Here is a 25,944-nt window from a genome sequence, read left to right on the forward strand (position 1 = left end):
CCCGTCCCCGTCGCGTACGGGAACGCGGGCCGACAACGTGGCGCGGCAGGTTATCCGAAAAGGAACGAGTATGGATGGCGTAGCACGGTCAAAACAGCTGAAGCGTAAACACGCACTCGTCGCCGGCGGTGCCGGCTTCATCGGTGCCCATCTTTGCCGGAGGCTGCTGGCCGAAGGCTTCCGGGTCACGGTGCTGGACAGCCTGGTGACGGGCCGCCTCGGCAACCTCGGCGATCTTGTCGATCACGACGCGGTGAGGTTCGTGCGGCACGACGTGACCAAGCCGTACGACGACCCGACCGCCGACGTGATCTTCAACCTGGCCTGCTGCGCTTCGCCCGTGCATTACCAGGCCCGGCCGGTGCACACCTTGCAGACGTGCCTGGAGGGCTCGCTCAACCTGCTGGAACTGGCCAAGCGCAACGGGGCGCGGATCTTCCAGGCCTCCACCAGCGAGGTGTACGGCGAGCCGGAAACGCATCCGCAGCAGGAAGGCTACCGCGGCGCGGTCAACTCGATCGGGCCGCGCGCCTGCTACGACGAGGGGAAACGCTGCGCGGAAACCCTGTTCTTCGACTACCACCGCCTCTATGGCGTGGACATCAAGGTCGCGCGCATCTTCAACACCTACGGGCCCTACATGCGCGAGGACGACGGCCGGGTGGTCTCCAACCTGATCGTGCAGGCGATCAGGGGAGAACCGATGACGCTGCATGGCGACGGCAGCCAGACGCGCTCGTTCTGCTACGTCGACGACCTGGTCGAGGGCATCGTGCGCTTGATGGGCGCGCCGGAGGCGTTCACCGGCCCGGTGAACCTCGGCAACCCGGAGGAAATCACCGTGCTGGAGCTGGCCGAACGCATCCGGGCCATGACCGGCTCGGCCTCGCCGCTCAGGCGCCTGCCGATGCCGATCGACGATCCCACCCGCCGCTGCCCGGACATCGCGCTGGCGCGGCGGCAGCTGGACTGGGAACCGAGGGTGCCGCTGGAGCAGGGGCTGCGCCGCACGATCGAGTGGTTCCGGAGCCAGGAACAACCCCAGCGCGCGCGCCTGCATCCCGCGCCCATGCCGGTCATGGAGGTCCATCGTGGTTGCGCATGACACACGCGGCAATGGCGGCTCGTCCGGCAAGGGCCGGGTGCTGATCACCGGCGGCGCCGGCTTCGTCGGCTCGCACCTGGCCGACGAACTGCTGGCGCACGGCTACCAGGTGCGCGTGCTCGATGCGCTGGTCGAGCAGGTCCATGGCGAACAGCGGGCACGCCCCGACTACCTGGCAGAAGACGTCGAGCTGATACAGGGCGACGTGCGCGATCCGGAGGCGGTCCGCGCCGCGCTGGAGGGCGTATCCAAGGTGTTCCACCTCGCCGCGGCGGTCGGCGTGGGCCAGAGCATGTACGAGATCGCGCACTACACCGACGTCAACAACCGCGGTACCGCGGTGTTGCTGGAGGCCCTGTCCTCCTCGCCGGTGGAGCGCCTGGTGGTCGCCTCCAGCATGAGCATCTACGGCGAAGGGCTGTACGTCGACGCCGCGGGCAACGAGGTCGCGCCGCCCGAGCGCAGCCTCGATGCGCTCAGGCGGGGGCAATGGGAACTGCTGCAGGACGGCAGCCCGCTTGCGCCGGTGCCGACCCACGAGGGCAAGACGCCGATGCCCACGTCGGTGTATGCCTTGTCCAAGCTCGACCAGGAGAAGCTGTGCCTGATCGTCGGCCAGGCCTACGGGATCGCCACCACGGCGCTGCGCTTCTTCAACATCTACGGCACGCGCCAAGCGCTGTCCAACCCGTATACCGGCGTGCTGGCGATCTTCGCCTCGCGCTATCTCAACCGCAAGCCGCCGAGGATCTTCGAGGACGGCCGGCAGCGGCGCGATTTCGTGCACGTGCGCGACGTCGCGCGCGCCTGCCGACTGGCCTTGGAAACCCCGGAGGCGGCCGGCCGGGCCATCAACATCGGCAGCGGCCAGGCCATCAGCATCGTCGCGATCGCCGCGGCGATGGCCGAGGCATTGGACATCGACGACCTGCCGCCGGACATCACCGGCAACTTCCGCGCCGGCGACATCCGCCATTGCTTCGCCGACATCGCGCTGGCGCGCGAACTGCTCGGGTACCGCCCGCAGGTGACGCTGGAGGAAGGCATGACGGAGCTCGTGGCCTGGATCAGGGAACAGACCGCGGTCGATCGCATCGACGCGGCGGTGGAAGAACTCGCACGCCGGGGGTTGCAGCTATGACGCAGGCCACCGGGACGATGCGGCCGGTGCTGATCACCGGCGGGGCGGGGTTCATCGGCACGAACCTGGCGAACCGGCTGCTGGAGCAGGGCCGCCGCGTGCTGGTCTACGACAACCTGTCGCGCGCCGGCGTGGAGCGCAACCTGCAATGGCTGCGCGCGCGCCACGGCGAGCGGCTGCAGGTGGAGGTCGCCGACGTCCGCGACCGCGAGCGCGTGCGCGCCGCGGTCGCGCAGGCGGGGCAGGTGTTCCACCTGGCGGCGCAGGTCGCGGTGACGTCGAGCCTGGCGGACCCGCGCGAGGACTTCGACATCAACCTGGGCGGCACGCTCAACGTGCTCGAGGCGATGCGCGCGCTCGACGATCCGCCCTCGCTGCTGTTCACCTCCACCAACAAGGTCTACGGCGCCCTGGACGATATCGCGATGGAGATCGAGGGCGATCGCTACCAGCCGCGCGAAGCGGAGCTGCGCGAGCGCGGCATCGGCGAGTGGCGTGCGCTGTGTTTCCACAGCCCCTACGGCTGCTCCAAGGGCGGTGCCGACCAGTACGTGCTCGACTACGCGCGCAGCTTCGGCCTGCCGGCGGCCCTGTTCCGGATGAGCTGCATCTACGGCCCGCACCAGTGCGGCACCGAGGACCAGGGCTGGGTGGCTCACTTCCTGATCCGGGCGTTGCGCGGCGAGGCGATCACGATCTACGGCGACGGGCGCCAGGTCCGCGACGTGCTGTACGTGGACGACCTCGTGCAGGCCCTGCTGCGCGCCCAGGAACAGATGCCGGAACTGGCCGGGCGCGCGTTCAACATGGGCGGCGGGCCGGCGAACACGCTCAGCCTGCTGGAGCTGCTGGCGTTGATCGAGGCGCTCGATGGCCGGCCGCCGCAGGTCAAGTACGGCCCCTGGCGGGTAGGGGACCAGCGCTACTACGTATCGGACGCGCGCGCGTTCGGTCACGCGACCGGCTGGCGGCCCTGCGTCGCGGCGCGGGAAGGCGTGGCCCGCCTGCACGATTGGCTCGCGGGCACGGTATCGGTGCCGCGGGCGCCGGCGACCAGGACGCACGCGGCATGAGCGGCATGCTTGCGGCAGTGCTGGAAGGCAGCGAACGCGTGCAAGTGGCGCGCACGGCGCGTCCGCTACCCGCGGCCGGACAGGTACGCGTGCGACTGCATGGCTGCGGCGTATGCGCGTCCAACCTGCCGGTGTGGTCGGGCCGTCCCTGGTTCCAGTACCCGCTGGAACCGGGCGCGCCGGGCCACGAAGGCTGGGGCGAGATCGACGAGGTCGGCGATGGCGTCGACGGCTGGCGGCGCGGCGAGCGGGTCGCGCTGCTGTCCGGCAATGCCTATGCCGAGTACGACGTCGCGCAAGCCGATGCGCTGGTACGCCTGCCGGAAGGATTCGACGGCCAGCCATTGCCGGGCGAGCCCCTGGCCTGCGCGATGAACATCTGGCGACGCAGCGACATACGCCCGGAGCACACCGTGGCGGTAGTCGGCGTGGGCTTCATCGGCGCGCTGCTGATCCAGCTCGCGAGCCGGGCCGGGGCCAAGGTCATCGCGCTGTCCAGGCGCCCGTTCGCGCTGGACGTGGCGCGCGCCTGCGGAGCGGACGTGACCTTGCCGACCGAGGACCGCCATGCCGCGATCAACGCGGTCAACGAACTCAGCCGCGGCGGCTGCGCCCGGGTGATCGAGGCCGCCGGCGAACAGGCGACGCTCGACATCGCCAGCGCGATCTGCGCCGAGGGCGGCCGCCTGGTCATCGCCGGCTACCACCAGGACGGGCCACGGCAGGTCGACATGCAGCAGTGGAACTGGCGCGGCCTGGACGTGATCAACGCGCACGAGCGCGACCGCGCCGTGGCGCTGCGCGGCCTGGCCGAAGCGATGCGGGCGCTGCGTGACGGGCGCATCGAGCCGTTCGCGCTGCTCACGCACCGCTATCCGCTGGACCGCCTCGGCGATGCGTTCCGGGCCATGTCCGCACGACCCGAGGGCTTCATGAAAGCGACGGTGACGCTATGAACGCGCGTTTGCAGGCGATGCCCGAGCGGCCGAGGCTGGGTTTCCTCGGCGTGGGCTGGATCGGCTGCCAGCGCATGCAGGTGCTCGCCGAATCGGGCGAGGCCAGCGTGGCCGCGATCGCCGACCCGCATCCCGGATCGCTCGCGCGCGCCGCCGAGCATGCGCCGCAGGCCCGTCGCTGCCGCAGCGTCGCGGAGTTGCTGGAAGACGACGACCTGGACGGCGTGGTGATCGCCACCCCCAGCGGCGCCCATGCGCTGCAGGCCATCGCGGCGCTCGAACGCGGAGTGGCGGTGTTCTGCCAGAAGCCGCTGACGCGCACCGCCGCGGAGGCCGAGCAGGTGATCGAGGCCGCGCGGCGTGCCGATCGCCTCCTGGACGTCGATTTCAGCTATCGCGCGGTCGCCGGCGTGCCGGAACTGCGCCGGCAGGTGCAGGCCGGCGAGCTGGGCGACATCTACGCGGTGGACCTGGTTTTCCACAACGCCTACGGGCCAGACAAGGCCTGGTTCTACGAACTGGCCCAGTCCGGCGGCGGCTGCGTGATGGACCTGGGCACGCACCTGGTCGACCTGGCGCAGTGGATCTGCGGCGCCTGCGGGCACGAGGACATGAGCGCGGCGCTCTATGCGCAGGGGCGCCTGCTGGACGCGCCGATCGACCGGGTCGAGGACTATGCGATGGCGCAATGGCGGCTGGACAACGGCACGCACGTGCGCCTGGCCTGTTCGTGGCGCTTGCCGGCGGGCCGCGACGCGGTGATCCAGGCATCGTTCTACGGCACCCGCGCCGGTGCCGCCCTGCGCAACGTGGGCGGATCCTTCTACGACTTCATCGTGGAGCGCTTCGACGGCACCGCGCGCTCCAACCTCGCCGCGCCACCGGACCCATGGGGCGGGCGCACGCTGGTGGAGTGGGCGCGGCGCCTGCGCCACGACCGGCGCTTCGATCCCGCCGCCGTGCGGCTGCTGCAGGTGGCCAGGACCGTGGATGCCATCTATGGCCGCTGAGCGCTTCCATGGCCGCGTGCTGATGACCGCCGACACGCTCGGTGGCGTATGGCCGTTCGCCATCGAGCTGGCGCGGCAACTGGCAGGCCGGGGCGATCGCGTGCTGCTGGCCGCCATGGGACGCGAACCGGATGCCTCGCAGCGCGCCGAAGCGGCGGCGATCCCCGGCCTGGAACTGCACGCGCGGCCTTATCGCCTGGTGTGGATGCAGGATCCATGGCGCGACCTGGACGCGGCGGCCGACTGGCTGCAGGCGCTGGCGCGGGATTTCGCGCCCGACGTGATCCACCTCAACGACCTGGCACTGGCCGAGCGCGGCTGGCCGGCCCCGGTACTGCTGACCGCGCACTCCTGCGTGTGTTCCTGGTGGCAGGCCGTGCATGGCACGGCCGCGCCGCGCGAATGGGATGCCTACCGCGACCGCGTGGCCGCGTGCGTGCACTCCGCCGACCACGTGGTCGCGCCATCGCAGGCGATGCTGCAGGCGCTGGCCGGGCATTACGGCGCACCCGTCTCGTGCGAGGTCATCCACAACGGCCGCACCGCGCCGCCGCAGGCCTCGTACGCCAAGGCGCGGTTCGTGCTCGGCGCCGGGCGGCTGTGGGACCAGGCCAAGAACCTGGGGGCCCTGGCCGCGGTCGCCGGCGACCTGCCGTGGCCGGTGCTGCTGGCCGGCGATGCGCGCCATCCGCATGGCGGCGATGCCGCGTTCGAAGGCGGGCAGGTGCTGGGACGGCTGCCGGAAGCGCAGTTGCGCGCCTGGATGGCGAAAGCCCCGGTCTACGCCTTGCCGGCCCGCTACGAGCCGTTCGGCCTGTCCGCCCTGGAAGCGGCGCAGGGCGGCTGCGCGCTGGTGCTCGGCGACATCCCCAGCCTGCGCGAGATCTGGGCCGACGCGGCCCTGTTCGTGCCGCCGGACGACCCAGATGCGCTGCGCGATGCCTTGCGGCGGTTGATCGACGACGACGTGCTGCGCGCGCGCATGGCCCGGCAGGCGTCCGCGCGGGCGCGCCGCTATACCCCCGAGGCCATGGCCGCGCGCTACCGCCGTGCCTACGCGGCCCTGCGTTGCGGCCACGCCAGGCCGGCGCGGGCGACCGCGATTCCCGACGTCGCAGGAGCGCATGCATGAAGTACGTCCTGTTCTACCACTCGCTGGTGTCCGACTGGAACCACGGCAACGCGCATTTCCTGCGCGGCATCGTCGCCGAGCTGCAAGCGCGCGGCCACCAGGTCGAGGTGTACGAGCCGCGCGACGCCTGGAGCGTCACGCAACTGGTCGCTGAGCACGGCCAGGCGCCGCTGGAGGAATGGCGGCGACGCTTCCCCGGACTGCACAGTCATCGCTACGACATGCACGCGCTCGACCTGGACCAGGCGCTCGACGGCGCCGACGTGGCGATCGTGCACGAATGGAACGAGCCGGCGCTGGTCGCCGAGGTCGGCCGCCATGCGCCGGCCGGGTGCCGGGTCTTCTTCCACGACACGCACCACCGCTCCGTGAGCGCGCCGCAGGAGATGCAGCGCTACCGGCTGGACCGCTACGACGGCGTGCTCGCGTTCGGCGAGGCGGTCCGCCAGCGCTACCTCGACAACGGCTGGTGCGAGCGCGCATGGACCTGGCACGAGGCGGCCGACGTGCGCGTGTTCCAGCCGCTGCGCGCTCCCGGGGGCCGTACCGGCGACCTGGTGTGGATCGGCAACTGGGGCGACGATGAGCGCTCGCAGGAGCTGCGCGAATTCCTGGTGGAGCCCGTGCGCGCACTCGGGCTCGACGCCTGCGTCCATGGCAGCCGCTATCCGCCGGAGGCGCTGGCGATGCTGGCCGGCGCCGGCATCGCCTACCGCGGATGGCTGCCCAACTACCGCGCGCCGGAGACGTTCGCGCGCTTCAAGGCGACCGTGCACGTGCCGCGCCGCCCCTACGTGCGGCTGCTGCCGGGCATTCCCACCATCCGGGTGTTCGAGGCCCTGGCCTGCGGCATCCCGCTGGTCAGCGCGCCGTGGACCGACGCGGAAGGCCTGTTCGCGCCGGGACGCGATTACCTGGTCGCGGAGAACGGCGCGCGGATGCGCCGCCACCTGCACGACCTGCTGCACGACCCGGCCATGGCATCGGAACTGGCCATGCACGGCCTCGCCACGATCGCGCGCCGCCACACCTGCGCTCATCGCGTCGAGCAACTGCAGTCGATCCTGTCCGAACTGGACGGGCCCGCACGCGAACGAGCCTCCCTTCCCACGCCACGGAGTCTGACCCATGCCTAGCCCCCTGCGCATCGCGTTCTTCGGTTCCAGCCTGGTGTCCTCGTACTGGAACGGCGCGGCCACGTACTACCGCGGGATCGTGCGCGCGCTCCACGAGCGCGGCCACCGTGTCACGTTCTTCGAGCCGGATGCGTTCGAGCGGCAGCAGCACCGCGACATCGACGACCCACCATGGGCGGAGGTGGTGGTGTACCCGGGCAGCGACGAGGCCGAGGCCGCGCGCTCCCTGGAGCGGGCGCGCGGCGCCGACCTGGTGGTCAAGGCCAGCGGCGTGGGCGTGTTCGACGACTTCCTGGAGCGCGAGGTGCTCGCGCTGCGATCCCCGGCCACGCGCGTCGCGTTCTGGGACGTGGACGCGCCGGCGACGCTGGAGCGGATGCTCGGCGATCCGGACGATCCGCTGCGGGCGCACATACCGCGCTACGACCTGGTGCTGACCTATGGCGGCGGGCAGCGGGTGATCGATGCCTACCGCGGGCTCGGCGCGCGCCAGTGCGTGCCGGTCTACAACGCGCTGGACCCGCACACCCACCATCCGGTGACGCGCGAGCCGCGCTTCGCCGCCGACTTGGCGTTCCTGGGCAACCGCCTGCCCGACCGGGAGGCGCGGGTGCACCGGTTCTTCTTCGAGGCGGCGCGGCAGGCGCCGGAGTTCGATTTCCTGCTCGGCGGCAGCGGCTGGGACGACGTGCCCCTGGGAGGGAACGTGAAGCGCCTGGGGCACGTCTCGACCCGCGACCACAACGCGCTCAACTGCAGCGCGCGCATGGTGCTCAACATCAACCGCGACAGCATGGCGCGCTTCGGCTTCTCGCCGCCGACGCGGGTGTTCGAGGCGGCCGGCGCCAGCGCGTGCCTGGTCACCGACAGGTGGGAGGGCATCGAGATGTTCCTCGAGCCGGGCCGCGAGGTACTGGTGGCCGACGGCGCCGAGGACGTGGTCGAGCACCTGCGCAGGATCGGCCCGGCGCAGTCGCGCCAGATCGGCGAGCGCGCCCGCGAGCGGCTGCTGCGCGAGCACACCTATGCGCACCGCGCCGAGCAGCTCGAGCGGCTGCTGCAAGCGCAGCTGCGGGTGGCCGCGTGATGGGCGGCGCGCTCGACATCGTCGTGCTCGGCCTCAGCCTGCGCTCGGCCTGGGGCAACGGGCATGCGACCACCTACCGCGCGTTGCTGCGCGCGCTCGAGGCGCGCGGCGACCGCGTGCTGTTCCTGGAGCGCGACGTGCCCTGGTACGCGCAGCACCAGGACGCGGGCGACGAACTTCCCGGGCGGCTGGCGCTCTACCGCGACCTGGACGAGCTGCGCGATGGCCATGCCAAAGCCGTCGCCGGGGCCGACCTGGTGATCGTCGGATCGTACGTGCCGCAAGGCATCGACGTGGGCGCGTGGGTACAGGAAACCGCCCGCGGCGTGGTGGCCTTCTACGACATCGATACCCCGGTCACCCTGGCGGCGCTGCAGCGGCGCGCCTGCGACTATCTCTCGCCCGAGCTGGTCGCCGGCTACGACCTGTACCTGTCGTTCACCGGCGGACCGGCGCTGGAAACGCTGCGGCGGCACTACGCGGCGCCCATGCCGGTGCCGCTGTACTGCTCGGCCGACCCGGAGCGCTACTTCCCCGAGCCGGTCGATGCCGACTACGACCTGGGCTACATGGGCACCTACAGCCAGGACCGCCAGCCGGTGCTGGAGCGCCTGCTGGCGGGGCCCGCGCGGGATTGGCCGCAGGGGCGCTTCGTCGTGGCCGGCCCGCAGTACCCGGACACGCTCCGCTGGCCAGGCAACGTCGAGCGGATCGAGCACCTGCCGCCCAGCGCGCACCGCCGGTTCTACAACCGGCAACGCTTCACCCTCAACGTGACCCGCGCCGACATGGTCGCGATGGGGCACTCGCCCAGCGTGCGCCTGTTCGAAGCGGCCGCGTGCGGCACCGCCATCGTGTCCGATGCCTGGACCGGGCTGGATTCGCTGTTCCGCCCGGGCCAGGAGATCCTGGTCGCGCAATCGGGCGACCAGGTGCTGCGGTGGCTGCGCGACACGCCCGAGGACGCCCGCAGGCGCATCGGCGAGGCCGTGCGGCGGCGTTTCCTCTCCGAACACACGCCGGCCCATCGCGCCCAGGCGTTGCACGACTACCACGAACGCGCCGCGGCCCGGGCCGCGCGGCCGCACCACGCCAGGAGAACCGCCCATGAGCAAGCATTCGTCCAAGCAGACCACCAACCATGACGAGATCCGCCGGTGGGCGGAGAAACGCGGCGGCCGCCCGGCCAGCGTGCGCGGCACCGCCGACCGCGGCGAGCACGCCGGCCTGCTGCGGATCATGTTCCGCGACGACGAGGACCTCGAAGAGATCGAGTGGGACGAGTTCTTCGAGAAGTTCGACGAAGAAGGGCTGGCCTTCCTCTACCAGGAGAAGACCGCCGACGGCGGCGAGAGCCGCTTCTTCAAGCTGGTCGAGCGCGATTGAAGGCGCGGCCCATGATCGCCACCGATACCCGAACGCCGGCGCAGGCCATCCAGGAGCTCGGCCCGTGGTTCCACAACCTGCACCTGCCCGGCGGGGAACAGACCGCGCCGGACCATGCGTACGGCGATTTCCCCGCGTTCAAGTGGCGGCAGATCGAGCCGCACATCCCGCGCGACCTGCAGGGCGCGACCGTGCTGGACATCGGCTGCAACGCCGGCTTCTACAGCTTCGAGCTGGCGCGGCGCGGCGCCCGCGTCACCGCGATCGACGTGGACCCGCATTACCTGGCGCAGGCGCGCTGGGCCGCCAGGCAGCTGGGACTGGAGGCGCAGGTGAGCTTCCGGCAGATGCAGATCTACGAGATCGCCGACCTGCCTGGCCGTTTCGACTGGATCTGGCTGATGGGCGTGCTGTACCACCTGCGCCACCCGCTGCTGGCGCTGGACATCGTCCGCCGCAAGTGCGCCGACCGCATGGTGTTGCAGACCATGACCATGCCCGAAACCGAACAGCTGGACACGCCGCCCGACCTGGGCCTGGACGAGCGCGATCGCCTGCAGTCGCCCGGTTGGCCGCGCATGGCCTTCATCGAGCACCGGCTGGCCGGCGATCCGACCAACTGGTGGGCGCCCAATGCGGCCTGCGTGCTGGCGATGGCGCGCAGCGCCGGGTTCGAGGTGCAGCGGCAACTCACCCACGAGACCTGGTTGTGCCGCGCCGGCGATTCCCTCGATCCGTTCGCCGCGCGCGAGCTGGACGCGATCGTGGGGGACGGGAGCCCATCCGGGAGGGCAGGCCGGTGATCACCGGCCTCCGCGCATCCGCGTCGTGCCGCGCCCTCGCGCGAGCAGCCAGGGCACGGCCAGCCCGAGCGCGAAGCTGGCGTAGATGACGGCCAGGTCGCGCCCGTGCAGACGACGGTCGAAACCCGGCGAAAGCCGGCGGGGCACGACGTGGTAGTCCACCGCGTAGGCCACCGCCGAGGTGGCCGTCGCGAGCGCCGCCATGCGCGGCCGGTCGCGCCTGCCGCGGCGCAGGCGTTCGAATGCGATCGCCCAGAACAGCGAACTGGCGTGGTGGATCAGGTAGCCCGCCAGCGTGTGGCGGACGCTGACCCGGTCCTGCCGGTGGGCCTCGCCGCCCCACAGCCACTGGCTGGTCGCATTGGTGGCGGCCGCCGTGGCGCGGGTACGCCGATGGCTCAGCCAGGAGATCGCCAGGGTGGAACAGAGGCTGGCGCAGCTGCCCGAGCACAGGGCGCGGCGCAGCACGATGCGCCAGCGCGACGGTCGACCGTGCTGGTGGCCGGTGCCAACGGCCTGATCGGTTCGGCGCTGGTCGCGCGCCTGGAGCGGGATGGGCATGAGGTGGTCCTTGCGGTGCGGGACGAAGCCGCCGCGGCCGGCCGCTGGCCCGGCCGGCGCCTCGTCCGGGTGGACTACGCGGAGCCGATGGCCTGCACGGCCGAGGCCGCGATGGCGTTCGCCGGGATCGATGTGGTGATCAATGCCGCCGGCATCTTCCGCGAGCGTGGCCGTGCGAGTTTCGAGGCCGTGCACGTGAACGGGCCGTGTAGCCTGTTCGCGCTGGCGGCCGCGGCCGGCGTCGGCCGCCTGATCCAGATCTCCGCGCTCGGCGCCCGGCCCGACGCCCCGACCGCGTACCTGCGCAGCAAGGCGCACGGCGATGCCTGCGCATGGGAGTTCCCTGGCAGGGTGGTCGTGGTGCGGCCGTCGCTGGTATTCGCCGGCGACGGCGCCAGCACCCGGTTGTTCCTGCGCCTGGCCAGCCTGCCGCTGCTGCCGTTGCCGCAAGGGGGGAGCCAGTGCGTGCAGCCCCTGCACCTGGCGGACCTGTGCGATGGCGTGGCCGTGCTGGCGACGCATCCGGATCCGCCACCGCTGGTGAACGCCGTGGGACCGGAGCGCCTGTCGCTTGCCGCGTACCTGCAGACCCTGGCGGCGGGCATCGGGCGCAGGCCGCGCATCGTGCCGGTGCCCCCGCAGGCGGCAGTGTCCGCGGCAAGGGCGCTGAAGCGGGTGCCGGGCAGCCTGGTCGATCCCGATGCGCTGGCGATGCTGCAGCAGGGCAACTGCGCCGACGCGCGGTTGTGGCGCTCGATCGTGGGCAGGCCGTTGCGCCCGGCCGGCGCCTTCATCGGTGCCGGCGAAGCGGCCGTGCTGGGCAGGTCCGCCGACCTGGCGAACCTGCTCCCGCTGCTGCGCGCCAGCGTCTCGCTGACCTGGCTGGCTACCGCGTGGATCTCCGCGTTCGTCTATCCGCGCGCCGCCAGCCTGGACCTGCTGCACCGCGCGCAGGTCCCGGAGGCGCTGGCGCCGTCCGCGCTGTACGCGGCGGCGGCGCTGGATGCGCTGCTCGGCCTGGGCATGTGGTCCCGGCGCTGGAGGCGGGCGGCGTATGGCCTGCAACTGGCGGCGATCGGCTTCTACACGCTGGTGATCAGCCTGTGGTTGCCGGAGTTCTGGGCGCACCCCTACGGCCCGGTGCTCAAGAACCTGCCGCTGTTCGCGCTGATCTGCGCGCTGATGCGGCTGGAGGATCGCGATGGACCTGGCCACCGTTAAGTTCCTGCATATCCTGTCGTCTACGTTCCTGTTCGGCACCGGCGTGGGCACCGCGTTCTACCTGTTCTTCGCCAGCCGCGGCCGCGACCCGCGCACGATCGCCGCGGTGGCGCGGCTGGTGGTCGTCGCCGACTGGTGCTTCACCGCCACCACGATCGTGTTCCAACCGCTGTCCGGCCTCTATCTCGCGCACCTGCTCGGCGTTCCGCTGGGCACGCCCTGGCTGTACTGGTCGATCGTGCTGTTCGCGATCGCGGCGTTGTGCTGGCTGCCGGTGGTCTGGCTGCAGATGCGATTGCGCGACATCGCGGTCGAGGCCGCCGCCCGCGACCGGCCGCTGCCGCTGCGCTACGACGGCTATCTGGGCGCCTGGGCCGCGCTGGGCGTACCCGCACTCGTTTCCTTCCTGGCCATCTTCTACCTGATGACGGCCAAGCCGGCGCTGTCGTGAGGCTTCACCTGGCGATGCCATCGCCGTGGCTAGGTTGGAAACGCACCAAGAACGGCAGGTTCCATGCCAGGAGGATCCCATGTCCACCGCGTTGACCCACCCCCTCTGGAAGATCCGCTCCGAACCGATCCTGTTCACGACCGGCACGCCTCCGCACGTGGACGTGCTGGTGGTCGGGGCCGGCGTGGCCGGACTGGTGACGGCGTTGAACTGCGCCCAGGACGGGCGCTCCGTGGTCGTGATCGAGCGCGACGCGCCCGGCGCCGGCGAGTCCGGACGTTCGACCGCGCACCTGGCCTCGGCCGTCGACGATCGTTATCGGTCGCTGGCGCGCCTGCACGGGAGCGAGGGGGCGCGCCTGGTCGCGGCCAGCCACGCGGCCGCCGTCGACTGGATCGAGGCCTTCGTGCAGGACATCGACGGGCAATGCGGCTTCCGTCGCGTGCCCGGTTACCTGTTCACCTGCAGCGACGACGTGCAGGGACTGCGCGGCGAAGCCCAGGCCGCGGTGCAGTCCGGGCTGGAAGCCAGCTACCTGGAGGAGGGCATTCCCGGCCTGCCGGCGCTGGGCCCGGCGGTGCGTTTCGAACGCCAGGCGCGCATCAACATCGGCCGCTACATCGATGCGCTGGTGCAGGCCTGCGCGGCGGCCGGGGTGGTCTTCTTCCGCGGCAACGCGGTCGACGTGAAGGGAGGCGCGCCGGCTTCGGTCGCGCTGCAGTCCGGCCGGACGCTGAGCGCCGATGCGGTGGTGGTCGCCACCAACGTGCCTTTCCACGAAAGGATCGCGATCCATACCAAGCAGGCCGCCTACCGCAGCTACGTGGTGGCCGGCCCGGTCGAGCCCGACGCCTTGCCCGACGCGCTGATCTGGGACGACGGCGATCCGTACCACTACGTGCGCCTGGCCAAGGATCCCGACAGCGGCGCCACGGTCGTCATCGTGGGCGGCGAGGACCACAAGACCGGGCAGAGCGAAGACACCGAGGCCTTCGCCCGCCTGCAGGCGTGGACGCGCGCGCGCTTGCCCGGCGTGAAACGCTTCACCCATGGCTGGTCCGGCCAGATCATCGAGCCGGCCGACTCGCTGGCGTTCATCGGCGCCGACCCGGGCGGCGAGAAGAACGTCTACGTGATCACCGGCGACTCCGGCAACGGCGTGACCCACTGCACGCTGGGCGGCCTGCTGGTCTCCGACCTAGTCGGCGGGCGCGACAACCCGTGGAAGACGCTGTACGCGCCCGATCGCAAGATCGTCCAGGGCGGGCGCGAATGGCTGCGCGAGAACGCCAACGTGGCGGCGCAGTACCGCGACTGGGTGGCCCCGGGCGAAGGCGACCCGGAGACGCTGGCGCGCGGCGAGGGGACCGTGTTGCGCCGTGGCCTGCATCGCGTCGCGGTTTATCGCGACGCCCAGGGCGCACTGCATTCGTTCAATGCGCGCTGCCCGCACATGGGTTGCGCGGTGCGCTGGAGCCCGCAGGAGAAGTCCTGGGATTGCCCTTGCCACGGCTCCCGCTTCGACAAGGAAACCGGCCGGGTGTTGAACGGCCCGGCCAACGCGGCGCTCGCCCCTTGGAAGGAGGCCTGACCCGGCGAACGCCGCATGCCAGGGCGCCTAGGCCGTCCCGTCCAGCGCCCGGTAGGCGAAGTCGCGGATCCGGATGCTGCCCTGGCCGGCACTGTAGATGCCGAGCCTGAGGCTCAGGAAATCGCCGAAGACGTTGTGGTGCATGCCCGACACTTCCATGCGGGTGCCGTAGAGCGTCCAGTGCTTCCCGTCGTCGTGCGAGTAGTGGTAGGTCACCACGTGGTGGTCGTTGGTGAGCCGTATCCGCACGCTGGAGGTGCGCTGCTCCTTCCGCATCCACGGATGCTCGGCGGCGTACTGGAAGCCCTTGACGACGTCCGGCGCAAAACCGATGCCCACGAACGCCTTGTGGTTGTAGAACAGCAGCAGCCCGCCTTCGGCGCCGTCGATCAGGTCGATCGTCACTTCCGCTTCGTAGGCGCGATCGCCCACCAGGCAGGTCAGCGGCGAACTGTCGGTCGGCGAAGCGCCGGCCGCCGCGAGCAGCAGGCCCTTGCCGTCGAACCGGGTGCGCCTGGCCTCGTCGGGGCCAGGCGCGTGGAAGCTCCACTGGACGCCGGACCGGTCCTTGGAGAAATCGTCGGACAGCGCGAAGCCCGCCGCGCCCGACTTGCCTCCGGTTGGCTTGGGAAGCGGGCGCGACAGGTCGCCGCCGCGCGGCCGGAACCAGCCGTCGTCGGTCCATTCGACCGGTTCGAGCAGGGTCTGCCGGCCCAGCGTCCTGAAGCCGTTCTCGTAGCCGTGGTAGACCATCCACCAGTCGCCGGCCGGGCCCTCGACCAGCGTGGCATGGCCGCGCGACCACCACGGTTCCGATTCGCGGGTGGTGCGCACCAGCGGGTTGTGCGGGCAGTGCTCCCACGGCCCGTGGATCGAGCGGGAACGGGCGGCGATCACCATGTGCCCGGTGACCGGCCCGGCGGTCCCGCCGACCGCGGTCACCAGGTAGAACCAGTCGCCGCGGCGCGTCAATTTCGGCCCTTCGGGCGCGAAGTTCTCGACGATCCAGTCGGCCGGGTAGCGCCAGGGGCTGTAGGCGGGTTCCAGTTCGCCATCGGTGGCGAGGCCGTCGTCGCGCAGGCGGATCCGGCGGATGCCGTTGACGAACAGGTAGCGCTTGCCGTCCTCGCCGACGACATGGCCGGGATCGATGCAGCCCGGGATATGCAGGTCGATCGGATCGCTCCAGGGGCCGCGGATGTCGTCGGCCCAGATCACGTGGATCGACCATCCCTGGCCGGTCGGGTCGGCGGGGATGTACACGTAGTAGCGGTCGCCGTGCTTGCACAGGTCCAGCGCCCAGACCGTACCGAGCGGCTTGTGCAGCGCGGGCCCGATCGGCGCCCAGTTGACCAGGTCGGTGGAGTGCCAGATCACGATGCCCGGGTAGGACAGGAACGACGAGAACGTCATGTAGTAATCGTCGCCGTCCTTGAGGATGGTCGGGTCGGGATGGTCCCCGGCGACGATCGGATTGAGGTAGGTGCCGTCGCCGAGGTCGGCCTTGCGCTGGCCTTCTATCCCGCGCGCCCAGCGCGGCGATGCAGTGGCGGGCTCGCACGGCGGCGCGGCGAGCGCGGTCGAGGCGAAGGGCGCCGCGGCGGTACCGGCCACCACGGCCTTGAACAACCTGCGTCGGGTTATCTCTGGCATCCCGCCAGTCTGGGGCAAGTCCCGCGCCGGTGCCAGGCGCACGATGTCCCGGGGACGGCAGGGTGCGCGGCGCCGGTCAGAGCAGGGCCATGCCGTGCTCGTGGCGATGGGTGCGCTGGAGTTCCAGCGCCATCCAGAGCGCGCCGAGGTGGATCACCACCGCCAGTTCGGCGGCCTTGCTGTCGTCGCCGGCCTGCCAGCGCCTCGCGTCGTCGCGGGCCTGGTCGGGCAGCAGCGCCAGCAGGTCGTGCTCGTCCATGTGCTCCACCTGCTCGGCCAGCCGGGTCGCCTCGCCGAAGGTCCTGAGCACGTACAGGCCCATGTCCGCCAGCGCGGCCAGCGCGCCGAGCGCAAGCAGCGCGATGCACAGCCGCTCGGGGAAGAGCGCGCCGCCGAAGCCGGCGTAAGCGGATGCCAGCAGGCCCACGGTCCGCCAGCCGGGGAACGAAAGACGCCGGCGGCGCGGCCAGTTCACGACGCAACCGGTGACCAGGAACGAGGTGCCCGCCGCGGCGGCAGCCAGGTTGGGACTGGCCTGCATCCAGGCCGCGCCCGCGGCCATCGCCGCCAGGACCAGGCCCAGCGGAGGCAGCATCCGCCGGCGATAACTGGCGCCGATGTCGCCGACCAGCCACTTGAGATCGCGGGCGCCGGAGGGATCGCTGTTCTTCACGGTCCTGCCTTCTTCCATCGTGGTGGGCAGGATCGGCAGCGGCATGTCGTAAATTCGTGGGATTGCTGAACGGAGCCGCAGCTGCCTGCCGCCCGGCCGGCGCTCGACGCGAAACGAGGCCGGAACGGTGGTCCTCCAGGGCTCGCATAAGTAAAATGAATCCATCTGGCTCAAATTATTCGAGTTCAGCATGGATATCAGGCAACTCCGGGTCTTGGTCGAAGTCGTGCGCCGTGGCGGGTTCTCCGCCGCGGCGCAATCGCTGTTCGCCACGCAGCCGACGGTCAGCAAGGCGATCCGGCAGCTGGAGGACGAGCTTGGCCTGGTGCTGGTCGACCGCTCGCGCCAGGGCATCCGCCTGACGCAGGCCGGCGAGATCGTCTACCGGCGCGCGCTGGTGCTGCTCGGCGAGCGCGACAACCTGTTGGCCGAACTGGAAGAACTGCGCGGGCTCAAGCGCGGCGAGCTGCACATCGGCCTGCCGCCGCTGGGCAGCGACGTATTGTTCGCGCCGCTGTTCGCGATCTATCGCGAACGCTATCCGCACATCGATCTCAAGGTGCTGGAGCAGGGCAGCCAGGCGCTGGAAGACAGCCTGCGCGCCGGCGAAGTCGAGCTGGCCGGCAGCCTGCTGCCGGTGTCGGAAGACTTCGAATGGCAATCGGTGCGGCGCGAGCCGTTGATGGTGCTGCTGCCGAAGCAGCATCCGCTGGCGAGCCAGCCGTCGCTGCGGCTGGACATGCTGCGCGAGACGCCGTTCATCCTGTTCGACAAGGGCTTCATGTTCAACCGCAAGATCATCGAGGCCTGCCAGCAGCATGGGTTCACGCCGCACGAAGCGGCGCGCAGCGGCCAGATCGATTTCATCGTCGCCCTGGTCGCCGCCGGCATGGGGCTGGCGATGCTGCCGCGGATGATCGCCGTGCGCCGCCCGAACCCGCAGGTCGTGACGCTGCCGCTCGAAGACCAGGACCTGGCCTGGCACATGGCGCTGGTATGGCGCCGCGGCGCCTTCCTCTCGCATGCGGCGCAGGCATGGCTGCAGCTGGCGGCCGAGCAGGAAGCGGTATTGAACGCCGGAAGCTAGGGCCTGCGACCGTTTCCGGCCCGGCCGCCGGCGTCGCTGTCAGTGCAGCAGCGTGTCGCCGATCAGCTTCAGGTTGAGCACCACGATCACCGCCGCGATCAGCCAGGCGATGCGCACCAGCCAGCGTGGCGCGACCAGCGCGCCCATCTTCGACCGGTCGGACACGAAGCGCACCAACGGGATCACCGCGAACGGCAACTGCATCGACAGCAGCACCTGGCTGAACACCAGCAACTGCGCCGTGCCCTTCTCGCCGTAGAGCGCGGTGACGACCACCACCGGCACGATCGCCAGGCCGCGTGTGATCAGCCGGCGCGCCCACGTCGGGATGCGCAGGCGCAGGAAGCCTTCCATCACGATCTGGCCGGCCAGCGTGGCGGTGACGGTCGAGTTGATGCCCGAGGCCAGCAGCGCCACCGCGAACAGGGTCGACGCGAGCCCCACGCCCAGCATCGGCGCCAGCAGCTCGTAGGCCTGCTCGATCTCCTGCACGTCGGTGCGGCCGTGCGCATGGAACACGGCGGCGGCCATGATCAGGATGGCCGCGTTGATGAGCAGCGCCAGGGTCAGCGCGATGGTGCTGTCGGCGGTCGCCCAGCGCAGCGCGCTGCGGCGACCCTCGTCGGTGCGCGGATAGGCGCGCGTCTGCACGATCGAGGAATGCAGGTACAGGTTGTGCGGCATCACCGTGGCGCCGATGATGCCGATCGCCAGGTACAGCGCCTGCGGGTCGGTGACGATTTGCGCGCGCGGGATGAATCCGCCGAGCACGTCGCGCACGGGCGGCGCCGCCATCGCGATCTGGATGGCGAAGCAGGCGAAGATCACCATCAGCAGGGCGATCACGAAAGCTTCCAGCGCACGGAAGCCCCGGTTCATCAGGTACAGCACCAGGATCACGTCGATCGCGGTGATGATCGCGCCGAGCGTGAGCGGGATGCCGAACAGCAGCTTCAGCGCGATCGCGGTGCCGATCACCTCTGCCAGGTCGCAGGCGATGATCGCCGCCTCGCAGAGCAGCCACAGGCCGATGTTCACCGGCCGCGAGTAGTGGTCGCGGCAGGCCTGGGCCAGGTCGCGGCCGGTGGCGATGCCGAGCCGCGCCGACAGTCCCTGCAGCACCACCGCCATCAGGTTGGACAGCAGGATCACCGACAGCAGCAGGTAACCGAACTGCGAACCGCCGCCCAGGTCGGTGGCCCAGTTGCCCGGGTCCATGTAGCCCACCGAGACCATGTAGCCGGGGCCCAGGAAGGCGAGCAGCCGGAACCACCAGTGGCCGCCGTTCGGCACGGAGACGCTGGCGTTCATCTCGCCCAGGCTGGGCGAGGAGGCGGCCGAGCGGGGCCAGGCCGGGGTGGGGGCGGATTCGGAGGACATGATGCGTACTATATAGCAAATGCTAATTTAGTGAGCATTGGCAATTTCAATCGTAATGATCGGCCGAGTGATCCAAAATAGGCGCACTGGTGCGATGGCCAGGATCGGATACGGGACCACAGGGTGGGCAGAAGCGAAGAAAAGCTCGAACCGGCGGCACCGGCGCTCGTCGATGCGGAACTGCACGTGGAAAGCTTCCGGCAGGTGCGCGAGGCGCACCGGATGGAGCTGATCGAGGACTACGTCGAGCTGATCTCGGACCTGCTGGCGGATGGCCGCGAGGCCCGGCAGGTCGACATCGCCATGCGCCTGGGCGTGGCCCAGCCGACCGTGGCGAAGATGCTCAAGCGCCTGGTCAAGGGCGGCTGGGTGGTGCAGCGGCCGTACCGGGGCGTGTTCCTGACCGAGGCCGGCGAGGCCCTGGCCGCCGCCAGCCGGCAGCGCCACCAGACGGTGGAGCGTTTCCTGCTCGCGCTGGGCGTGGACGAGGCGACCGCGCGCCGCGATGCCGAAGGCATCGAGCACCACGTCAGCGAGGCCACGCTGGCCGTGTTCGAGGCGTTCGTGCGCAAGCTGGAAGAGAAGGGGGGCGAGGGGTGAATGCCGCCGTCCTGCCACAGGCCGGCGACGACGAGCGCTGGATGCGCCACGCGCTCGCCCTGGCCGACCGGGCCGAGCGCGAGTTCGACGAGATCCCGGTCGGCGCGGTGCTGGTCGATCCGGAAGGCCGGATGATCGGCAAGGGCTGGAACTACAACATCGCCAGCCACGATCCCAGCGCGCATGCCGAGATCATGGCGATGCGCGAGGGCGGCCGCAGGCTCGGCAACCACCGGCTGGTCGGCTGCACGCTCTACGTCACGCTCGAACCCTGCGCGATGTGCGCGATGGCGATGGTGCACGCGCGCATCGCGCGCGTGGTGTACGCGGCGCGCGACCCGAAGACAGGCGCCTGCGGCAGCGTGTTCGACCTGATCGGCGATCCGCGCCACAACCACCGCGTGCAGGTCGACCAGGGCGTGTTCGCCGACGAGGCCGGCCGGCGGCTGACCAACTACTTCCGCGCCAAGCGCGGCAAGCCGCCCGTCGTCGATTGAACGCGCCTGGCGCCGGTGCGGGCATTGCATAGCGCTGCGCTATCATGCCGTCCCGATTTCACCGGATAGGCGACACGATGGCCGACAACTCCACGGACAGCGACCGGCTGATCTGGATCGACCTGGAAATGACCGGGCTCGATACCGATCGCGATTCCATCATCGAGATCGCCACGGTCGTCACCGACGCCCAGCTCAACGTGCTGGCGGAAGGCCCGGAGTTCGCGATCCACCATCCGCTGGAGACGCTGCAGGCGATGGACGAGTGGAACCGCAACCAGCACCAGCGCTCGGGGCTGTGGACGCGCGTGATCGAAAGCGACGTCACCCTGGGCCAGGCCGAGGCGCACACCGTGGCCTTCCTGCAGAAATGGATCAAGGCGGGCGCCTCGCCGATGTGCGGCAACTCGATCTGCCAGGACCGGCGCTTCCTGCACCGGCAGATGCCGCGCCTGGAGCGCTACTTCCATTACCGCAACCTCGACGTTTCCACGATCAAGGAACTGGCGCGGCGCTGGGCGCCGGCGGTGCTGGAAGGCGTGACCAAGACATCCAGCCATACCGCCTTGAGCGACGTGCACGATTCGATCGCAGAACTGCGCCACTATCGCCGTTTCATGGGCGAACTGGCCGGAATGCCTGCCGCGCCGGTTTGAGCTGTCCCGATTGCTCTTGCCCGGCCGCTCCTGGTAGTCCGATTGCTCTTCGTGGGAGCGGCTTCAGCCGCGACAGGGCCTTACCGAGATCGACGCCTGGTCAGCATCGAATTTCAGCAGATGCTCCGGCAACGTCGTCCCCGCGCAGGCGGGGACCCAGTGTCTTTCCGCGGTAAAGCCTCAAGTCGCTGGGTCCCCGCCTGCGCGGGGACGACGGGCGTCTGCTGATCAGGATGTTGGTAAAGCTCCATCGCGGCTGAAGCCGCTCCCACAAGAGCCGCTCCCACAAAAACGGCTCCCACGAGGGCGATGGCGGATCAGTTGGGCTTGCTGTCGCGCACCAGCGCCTCGACGCTGGTGCGTTCCCCGTCCTTGCCGTGCAGGTAGAGGTGCATGTCCTGCTGCGGGTACGGGATGTTGATGCCGGCCTTGTCGAAATCCAGCTTGATCTGCTCCAGCAGCGCGACCTTGGCGGCGAACCAGTCCGGCGTGTTCACGAAGCAGCGGATGCCGAGGTTCACGGCGTTGTTCCCGAGCTCGTAGACCACCACGTCCGGCTCCGGCGCCTTCAGCACGCGCGCGTCGGCCTGCATCGCCTCGAGCGCGACCTTGCGGGCAAGGCGGATGTCGTCGTCGTAGCCGATGCCGATCACCAGCTCCACGCGCCGCGTCGGCTGCGCGGTCAGGTTGACGATGGCCGAGGCGGTGATCAGGTTGTTGGGGATGGTGAAGATCTGCTTGTCGGCGCCTTCCAGCACGGTCTGGAAGATGCGGACCTCGCGCACGGTGCCGGTCTGGCCGGCCACGGTGACGGTATGGCCGACGTGGAACGGCCGCAGCGTCACCAGCATCACGCCCGAGGCGATGTTGGACAGCGAATCCTTCAACGCCAGGCCGATCGCCAGGCCGGCGGTGCCGAGCACCGCGAGCAGCGGCGAGATCTGCACGCCCAGCGTGGCGATGGCGAGGATGACCACGATCACCAGCGAGGCGATGTAGGCGATGTTGCGCAGGAAGCTGCCCAGCATCGGGTCCACGCCCACGCGCGCGGTCGCGCGCGGCACCGCGTTGGCGATGCGCTTGGCCAGCCACAGGCCGACCAGCAGCAATACCAGCGCCGACAGCGCCGGGACCCCGTAGGTCTCGAAGATGTGCTGCCAGTCCAGGCGGTGGAACCAGGACGTGGCGGCGGGCAGGCTGGATACGACGCTTTGTGCCATGGAGGGCTCCTTCTGCGGGAGGGTTTGCAGGACGGTTCCGTGGAACGGCGGTCCCGAGAAACGCGAAGCCCCGCATGGCGGGGCTTGCGTGCGGCCAATCTAGCGACCGTGGCGTGACGGGGGTGGTATCAGGCGCTGGCCTTGCGCTTGGCCAGGCGCAGCCAGGTATCGACCACGGTGTCCGGGTTCAGCGACACCGACTCGATGCCTTCCTGCATCAGCCACTCGGCCAGGTCCGGATGGTCGGACGGGCCCTGGCCGCAGATGCCGACGTACTTGCCCTTGGCGCGCGCCGACTTGATCGCCATCGACAGCAGCTTCTTCACCGCCGGGTTACGCTCGTCGAACAGGTGGGCGACGATCGACGAGTCGCGGTCCAGGCCCAGGCTCAGCTGGGTCAGGTCGTTGGAGCCGATCGAGAAGCCGTCGAAGATCTCCAGGAACTCGTCGGCGAGCAGCGCGTTGGACGGCACCTCGCACATCATGATGATCTTCAGGCCGTTCTCGCCCTGCTTCAGGCCGTTCTGGGCCAGCACCTCGACCACCTTGCGGCCTTCTTCCAGGGTGCGCACGAACGGGATCATGACCCAGAGGTTGTCCAGGCCCATCTCGTTGCGCACGCGCAGCACGGCCTTGCACTCCAGCGCGAAGGCGGCGGCGAAGCTCGGGTCGACGTAGCGGCTGGCGCCGCGGAAGCCGATCATCGGGTTCTCTTCGTGCGGCTCGTAGTTGCTGCCGCCGATCAGGTTGGCGTACTCGTTGGACTTGAAGTCCGACAGGCGCACGATCACCGGGTTCGGCGCGACCGAGGCGGTGAGGGTGGCGATGCCCTCGGCCAGGCGGTTCACGTAGAAGCCGACCGGGTCGCCGTAGCCGGCGATCTTCTCGTCGATCTTCTTCTTGGTCGCCGCGTCCTGGCGGTCGTATTCCAGCAGCGCGTTCGGGTGGATGCCGATGTGGCTGGCGATGATCATTTCCAGGCGGGCCAGGCCGATGCCGGCGTTCGGCAGCTGGCCGAAGTCGAAGGCACGCTCCGGGTTGGCCACGTTCATCATGATCTTCAGCGGCGCCGGCGGCATGTTGCCCAGGTCGGTGGTCGCGCGCTCGAAGCCGAGCTTGCCCTCGTAGATGAAGCCGGTGTCGCCTTCGGCGCAGCTGACGGTGACCAGCTGGCCATCCTCGATCACCTGGGTGGCGTTGCCCGAGCCGACCACGGCCGGCACGCCCAGCTCGCGGGCGATGATGGCCGCGTGGCAGGTGCGCCCGCCGCGGTTGGTGACGATGGCCGAGGCGCGCTTCATCACCGGTTCCCAGTCCGGGTCGGTCATGTCGGCGATCAGCACGTCGCCCGGCTGCACGCGGTTCATGTCGTCCAGCGACTTGACCACGCGGGCCACGCCGGCGCCGATCTTGGCGCCCACGGCGCGGCCTTCGGCCAGCACCTTGCCGCCCTTCTCGGTCAGCGCGAAGCGCTCGATCTGGGTGGCGTGGCTGCGCGACTTCACCGTCTCAGGGCGCGCCTGCACGATGAACAGCTTGCCGCTGACGCCGTCCTTGGCCCACTCGATGTCCATCGGGCGGCCGTAGTGCTTCTCGATGACCAGCGCCTGCCTGGCCAGCTCGTGCACGTCCTCGTCGCCGATGGAGAAGGTGGCGCGCAGGTCCGCCGGGGTGTCCTCGACCCGGACGCGTTCGCCCGGGACGTCCGAGTACACCATGCGGATCGCCTTGCTGCCGAGCGAGCGGCGCAGGATCGCCGGCTTGCCGGCCTGCAGGGTGGGCTTGTAGACGTAGAACTCGTCCGGGTTGACCGCGCCCTGCACGACCATTTCGCCCAGGCCGAAGGACGAGGTGACGAACACCACGTCGCGGAAGCCGGACTCGGTGTCCAGGGTGAACAGCACGCCGGAGGAGCCCACGCCCGAGCGCACCATCAGCTGCACGCCGGCCGACAGGAAGACGTCCTCGTGCTTGAAGCCGTGGTGCACGCGGTAGGCGATGGCGCGGTCGTTGTACAGCGAGGCGAACACTTCCTTGACCTTGTGCACGACGTCGTCGGCGCCGGTGACGTTGAGGAAGGTTTCCTGCTGGCCGGCGAAGGAGGCATCGGGCAGGTCCTCGGCGGTGGCCGAGGAGCGCACCGCCACGGCCACGTCGCCGCCGCCGTTCTCGGCGCTGAGCTTGGCGTAGGCGTCGCGGATGTCCTTGTCGAGGTCGGGCTGCAGCGGCGCGTCGATCACCCAGCCGCGGATTTCCTTGCCGGCGGCGGTCAGCGCGGCGACGTCCTCGACGTCCAGCGTGGCCAGCTTGTCGTAGATGCGCTTGGACAGGTCGTTGTAGGCGATGAACGCCTTGAACGCCTCGGCCGTGGTGGCGTAGCCGCCGGGGACCGAAACGCCCAGGCCGGCCAGGTTGCCGATCATTTCGCCGAGCGACGAATTCTTACCGCCCACGCGGGCCAGGTCGGCCAAGCGCAGTTCATGCAACCACAGGATGTTCTCGTTCAAGCGCGATGCTCCGTTTGACCATCGCCCGATGGGCCGGGCTGCATGGCCGCGTCCGTAGGAAGAACCGCTATGATGCAGTGCACAGCCGAGCCCGCACAAGCTTGATTACAGGGCATTCCGGCGTTCCAACAGGGAGATTTCGCCCGATGTCGACGATCCGGCCGGTGTTCTACGTATCCGATGGAACCGGTATCACCGCTGAAACCATTGGGCACAGCCTGCTGACCCAGTTCAGCGGTTTCAGCTTCGTCACCGACCGCATGTCGTTCATCGACGATGCAGACAAGGCCCGCGAGGCCAGCCAGCGGATCCAGGCCGCCGGCGAGCGCTACCAGGTGCGCCCGATCGTGGTGAATTCCTGCGTGGACCCGGCCCTGAGCATGATCCTGGCCGAGAGCGGGGCGCTGATGCTGGACGTGTTCGCGCCCTTCATCGAGCCGCTGGAGCGGGAGCTCAACACGCCCCGTCATTCGCGGGTCGGCCAGGCGCACGGCATGGTCGATTTCGAGACCTACCACCGCCGCATCAATGCGATGAACTTCGCGCTCAGCCACGACGACGGCGTGGCCTTGAACTACGACGAGGCGGACGTGATCCTGGTCGCGGTTTCGCGCGCGGGCAAGACGCCGACCTGCATCTACCTGGCGCTGCACTACGGCATCAAGGCGGCCAATTACCCGCTCACCGACGAGGACCTGGAAACCGACCGGCTGCCGCCCCGGCTGCGTCCGTATCGCAGGAAACTGTTCGGGCTCACCATCGATCCGGAACGGCTGCAGCAGATCCGCCAGGAGCGGCGCCCGAACTCGCGCTATTCCGCGCCGGAGACCTGCCGCCGCGAGGTGGCCGCGGCCGAGCGCATGTTCCAGGTCGAGCGCATCCCGACCCTGAGCACCACCCACACCTCGATCGAGGAAATCTCCAGCAAGGTGCTCACCACCTTCGGGCTGCAGCGCGAGATGTTCTGAGCGGGCGCCCCGGAAACGCCCGGGGCGAGTGATCACCGTAGGCCCACGGG

At 70.0% G+C, this 25,944-nt stretch carries 25 protein-coding genes; 19 read left to right on the forward strand and 6 right to left on the reverse strand.

Going from position 1 to position 25,944, the window contains the following annotated elements; genetic code table 11:
- Positions 1-70 precede the first annotated feature (70 nt).
- The 11 genes from FD678_RS07975 to FD678_RS08025 are packed head-to-tail and all read left to right on the forward strand — an operon-like array spanning position 71 to position 10,829.
- The gene (locus tag FD678_RS07975; protein WP_140721041.1) at positions 71-1,105 is read left to right on the forward strand and encodes a UDP-glucuronic acid decarboxylase family protein; all 1,035 of its coding nucleotides are present in this window, start codon (positions 71-73) and stop codon (positions 1,103-1,105) included.
- Complete coding sequence (locus FD678_RS07980) at positions 1,092-2,246, forward strand: NAD-dependent epimerase/dehydratase family protein (protein WP_140721043.1); 1,155 nt, start codon at positions 1,092-1,094, stop codon at positions 2,244-2,246. Before FD678_RS07975 ends, FD678_RS07980 begins: the two co-directional genes overlap by 14 nt.
- Positions 2,243-3,319 carry an SDR family NAD(P)-dependent oxidoreductase gene (locus tag FD678_RS07985; RefSeq protein WP_177497625.1) on the forward strand — a complete coding sequence of 359 codons (1,077 nt, stop codon included), beginning with the start codon at positions 2,243-2,245 and terminating at the stop codon, positions 3,317-3,319. The genes FD678_RS07980 and FD678_RS07985 overlap by 4 nt, the downstream gene beginning before the upstream one ends.
- Entirely contained in the window at positions 3,316-4,275 is a 960-nt protein-coding gene (locus tag FD678_RS07990; RefSeq protein ID WP_140721046.1) for an MDR/zinc-dependent alcohol dehydrogenase-like family protein, read from the forward strand. The genes FD678_RS07985 and FD678_RS07990 overlap by 4 nt, the downstream gene beginning before the upstream one ends.
- On the forward strand, positions 4,272-5,285 hold the full coding sequence (locus FD678_RS07995; RefSeq protein ID WP_140721049.1) for a Gfo/Idh/MocA family protein: 1,014 nt from the start codon (positions 4,272-4,274) through the stop codon (positions 5,283-5,285). Before FD678_RS07990 ends, FD678_RS07995 begins: the two co-directional genes overlap by 4 nt.
- Complete coding sequence (locus FD678_RS08000) at positions 5,275-6,417, forward strand: glycosyltransferase family 4 protein (RefSeq protein ID WP_140721053.1); 1,143 nt, start codon at positions 5,275-5,277, stop codon at positions 6,415-6,417. The genes FD678_RS07995 and FD678_RS08000 overlap by 11 nt, the downstream gene beginning before the upstream one ends.
- Positions 6,414-7,553, forward strand: a complete 1,140-nt coding sequence (locus tag FD678_RS08005; RefSeq protein WP_140721056.1) for a CgeB family protein — start codon at positions 6,414-6,416, stop codon at positions 7,551-7,553. The genes FD678_RS08000 and FD678_RS08005 overlap by 4 nt, the downstream gene beginning before the upstream one ends.
- Complete coding sequence (locus tag FD678_RS08010) at positions 7,546-8,640, forward strand: CgeB family protein (RefSeq protein ID WP_140721059.1); 1,095 nt, start codon at positions 7,546-7,548, stop codon at positions 8,638-8,640. The genes FD678_RS08005 and FD678_RS08010 overlap by 8 nt, the downstream gene beginning before the upstream one ends.
- Positions 8,640-9,785, forward strand: coding sequence for a CgeB family protein (locus FD678_RS08015; RefSeq protein ID WP_177497627.1), 1,146 nt, complete (start codon positions 8,640-8,642; stop codon positions 9,783-9,785). The genes FD678_RS08010 and FD678_RS08015 overlap by 1 nt, the downstream gene beginning before the upstream one ends.
- Positions 9,748-10,026, forward strand: a complete 279-nt coding sequence (locus FD678_RS08020) for a hypothetical protein (protein WP_140721066.1) — start codon at positions 9,748-9,750, stop codon at positions 10,024-10,026. Before FD678_RS08015 ends, FD678_RS08020 begins: the two co-directional genes overlap by 38 nt.
- A gap of 11 nt (positions 10,027-10,037) precedes the next feature.
- A complete protein-coding gene (locus tag FD678_RS08025; protein ID WP_140721069.1) occupies positions 10,038-10,829 on the forward strand; it encodes a TIGR04290 family methyltransferase in 792 nt (263 codons plus the stop codon).
- On the opposite strand, the gene FD678_RS08030 is transcribed toward FD678_RS08025, so the two are convergent.
- A complete protein-coding gene (locus FD678_RS08030; protein WP_177497629.1) occupies positions 10,830-11,390 on the reverse strand; it encodes a hypothetical protein in 561 nt (186 codons plus the stop codon).
- On the opposite strand from FD678_RS08030, the gene FD678_RS08035 reads away from it, so the two are divergent.
- From FD678_RS08035 to FD678_RS08045, 3 genes are all read left to right on the forward strand, one after another.
- A complete protein-coding gene (locus FD678_RS08035; protein WP_177497630.1) occupies positions 11,328-12,611 on the forward strand; it encodes an SDR family oxidoreductase in 1,284 nt (427 codons plus the stop codon). The two genes, FD678_RS08030 and FD678_RS08035, sit on opposite strands and share 63 nt — an antisense overlap.
- Positions 12,592-13,062: a DUF2269 family protein gene (locus tag FD678_RS08040; RefSeq protein ID WP_140721079.1), complete on the forward strand. Its 471-nt coding sequence runs from the start codon at positions 12,592-12,594 to the stop codon at positions 13,060-13,062. The genes FD678_RS08035 and FD678_RS08040 overlap by 20 nt, the downstream gene beginning before the upstream one ends.
- 79 nt (positions 13,063-13,141) lie before the next feature.
- Positions 13,142-14,653: an FAD-dependent oxidoreductase gene (locus FD678_RS08045; protein ID WP_140721082.1), complete on the forward strand. Its 1,512-nt coding sequence runs from the start codon at positions 13,142-13,144 to the stop codon at positions 14,651-14,653.
- 27 nt (positions 14,654-14,680) lie between these two features.
- Here FD678_RS08045 and FD678_RS08050 read toward each other — a convergent pair whose 3' ends face one another.
- Positions 14,681-16,306: a family 43 glycosylhydrolase gene (locus FD678_RS08050; RefSeq protein WP_140721085.1), complete on the reverse strand. Its 1,626-nt coding sequence runs from the start codon at positions 16,304-16,306 to the stop codon at positions 14,681-14,683.
- A gap of 76 nt (positions 16,307-16,382) precedes the next feature.
- On the reverse strand, positions 16,383-17,024 hold the full coding sequence (locus FD678_RS08055) for a hypothetical protein (RefSeq protein ID WP_140721088.1): 642 nt from the start codon (positions 17,022-17,024) through the stop codon (positions 16,383-16,385).
- 145 nt (positions 17,025-17,169) lie between these two features.
- On the opposite strand from FD678_RS08055, the gene FD678_RS08060 reads away from it, so the two are divergent.
- Entirely contained in the window at positions 17,170-18,066 is an 897-nt protein-coding gene (locus FD678_RS08060; protein ID WP_140721091.1) for a LysR family transcriptional regulator, read from the forward strand.
- A gap of 39 nt (positions 18,067-18,105) precedes the next feature.
- On the opposite strand, the gene FD678_RS08065 is transcribed toward FD678_RS08060, so the two are convergent.
- A complete protein-coding gene (locus tag FD678_RS08065) occupies positions 18,106-19,446 on the reverse strand; it encodes an Nramp family divalent metal transporter (protein ID WP_140721093.1) in 1,341 nt (446 codons plus the stop codon).
- Positions 19,447-19,569: 123 nt separating this feature from the next.
- On the opposite strand from FD678_RS08065, the gene mntR reads away from it, so the two are divergent.
- The 3 genes from mntR to orn all read left to right on the forward strand — a co-directional run bounded on the left by mntR (position 19,570) and on the right by orn (position 21,199).
- Positions 19,570-20,046 (forward strand): manganese-binding transcriptional regulator MntR, encoded by a 477-nt coding sequence (gene mntR, locus FD678_RS08070; protein WP_140721096.1) that lies wholly within the window; start codon positions 19,570-19,572, stop codon positions 20,044-20,046.
- The gene (gene tadA / locus FD678_RS08075; protein WP_256661885.1) at positions 20,043-20,543 is read left to right on the forward strand and encodes a tRNA adenosine(34) deaminase TadA; all 501 of its coding nucleotides are present in this window, start codon (positions 20,043-20,045) and stop codon (positions 20,541-20,543) included. The genes mntR and tadA overlap by 4 nt, the downstream gene beginning before the upstream one ends.
- A 77-nt stretch (positions 20,544-20,620) precedes the next feature.
- Positions 20,621-21,199 (forward strand): oligoribonuclease, encoded by a 579-nt coding sequence (gene orn / locus FD678_RS08080; protein ID WP_140721099.1) that lies wholly within the window; start codon positions 20,621-20,623, stop codon positions 21,197-21,199.
- Between the two features lie 317 nt (positions 21,200-21,516).
- On the opposite strand, the gene FD678_RS08085 is transcribed toward orn, so the two are convergent.
- Both FD678_RS08085 and ppsA read right to left on the reverse strand, forming a co-directional pair.
- Complete coding sequence (locus FD678_RS08085) at positions 21,517-22,419, reverse strand: mechanosensitive ion channel family protein (protein ID WP_140721102.1); 903 nt, start codon at positions 22,417-22,419, stop codon at positions 21,517-21,519.
- Positions 22,420-22,547: 128 nt separating this feature from the next.
- Positions 22,548-24,926: a phosphoenolpyruvate synthase gene (gene ppsA, locus FD678_RS08090; protein ID WP_140721105.1), complete on the reverse strand. Its 2,379-nt coding sequence runs from the start codon at positions 24,924-24,926 to the stop codon at positions 22,548-22,550.
- Between the two features lie 146 nt (positions 24,927-25,072).
- Here ppsA and ppsR point away from each other — a divergent pair, with 146 nt between their 5' ends.
- Positions 25,073-25,894 (forward strand): posphoenolpyruvate synthetase regulatory kinase/phosphorylase PpsR, encoded by an 822-nt coding sequence (gene ppsR / locus FD678_RS08095; protein WP_140721108.1) that lies wholly within the window; start codon positions 25,073-25,075, stop codon positions 25,892-25,894.
- Positions 25,895-25,944 lie beyond the last annotated feature (50 nt).

This window comes from Pseudomonas sp. Hp2, from assembly GCF_006386585.1.
Classification (GTDB): domain Bacteria; phylum Pseudomonadota; class Gammaproteobacteria; order Xanthomonadales; family Xanthomonadaceae; genus Pseudomonas_S; species Pseudomonas_S boreopolis.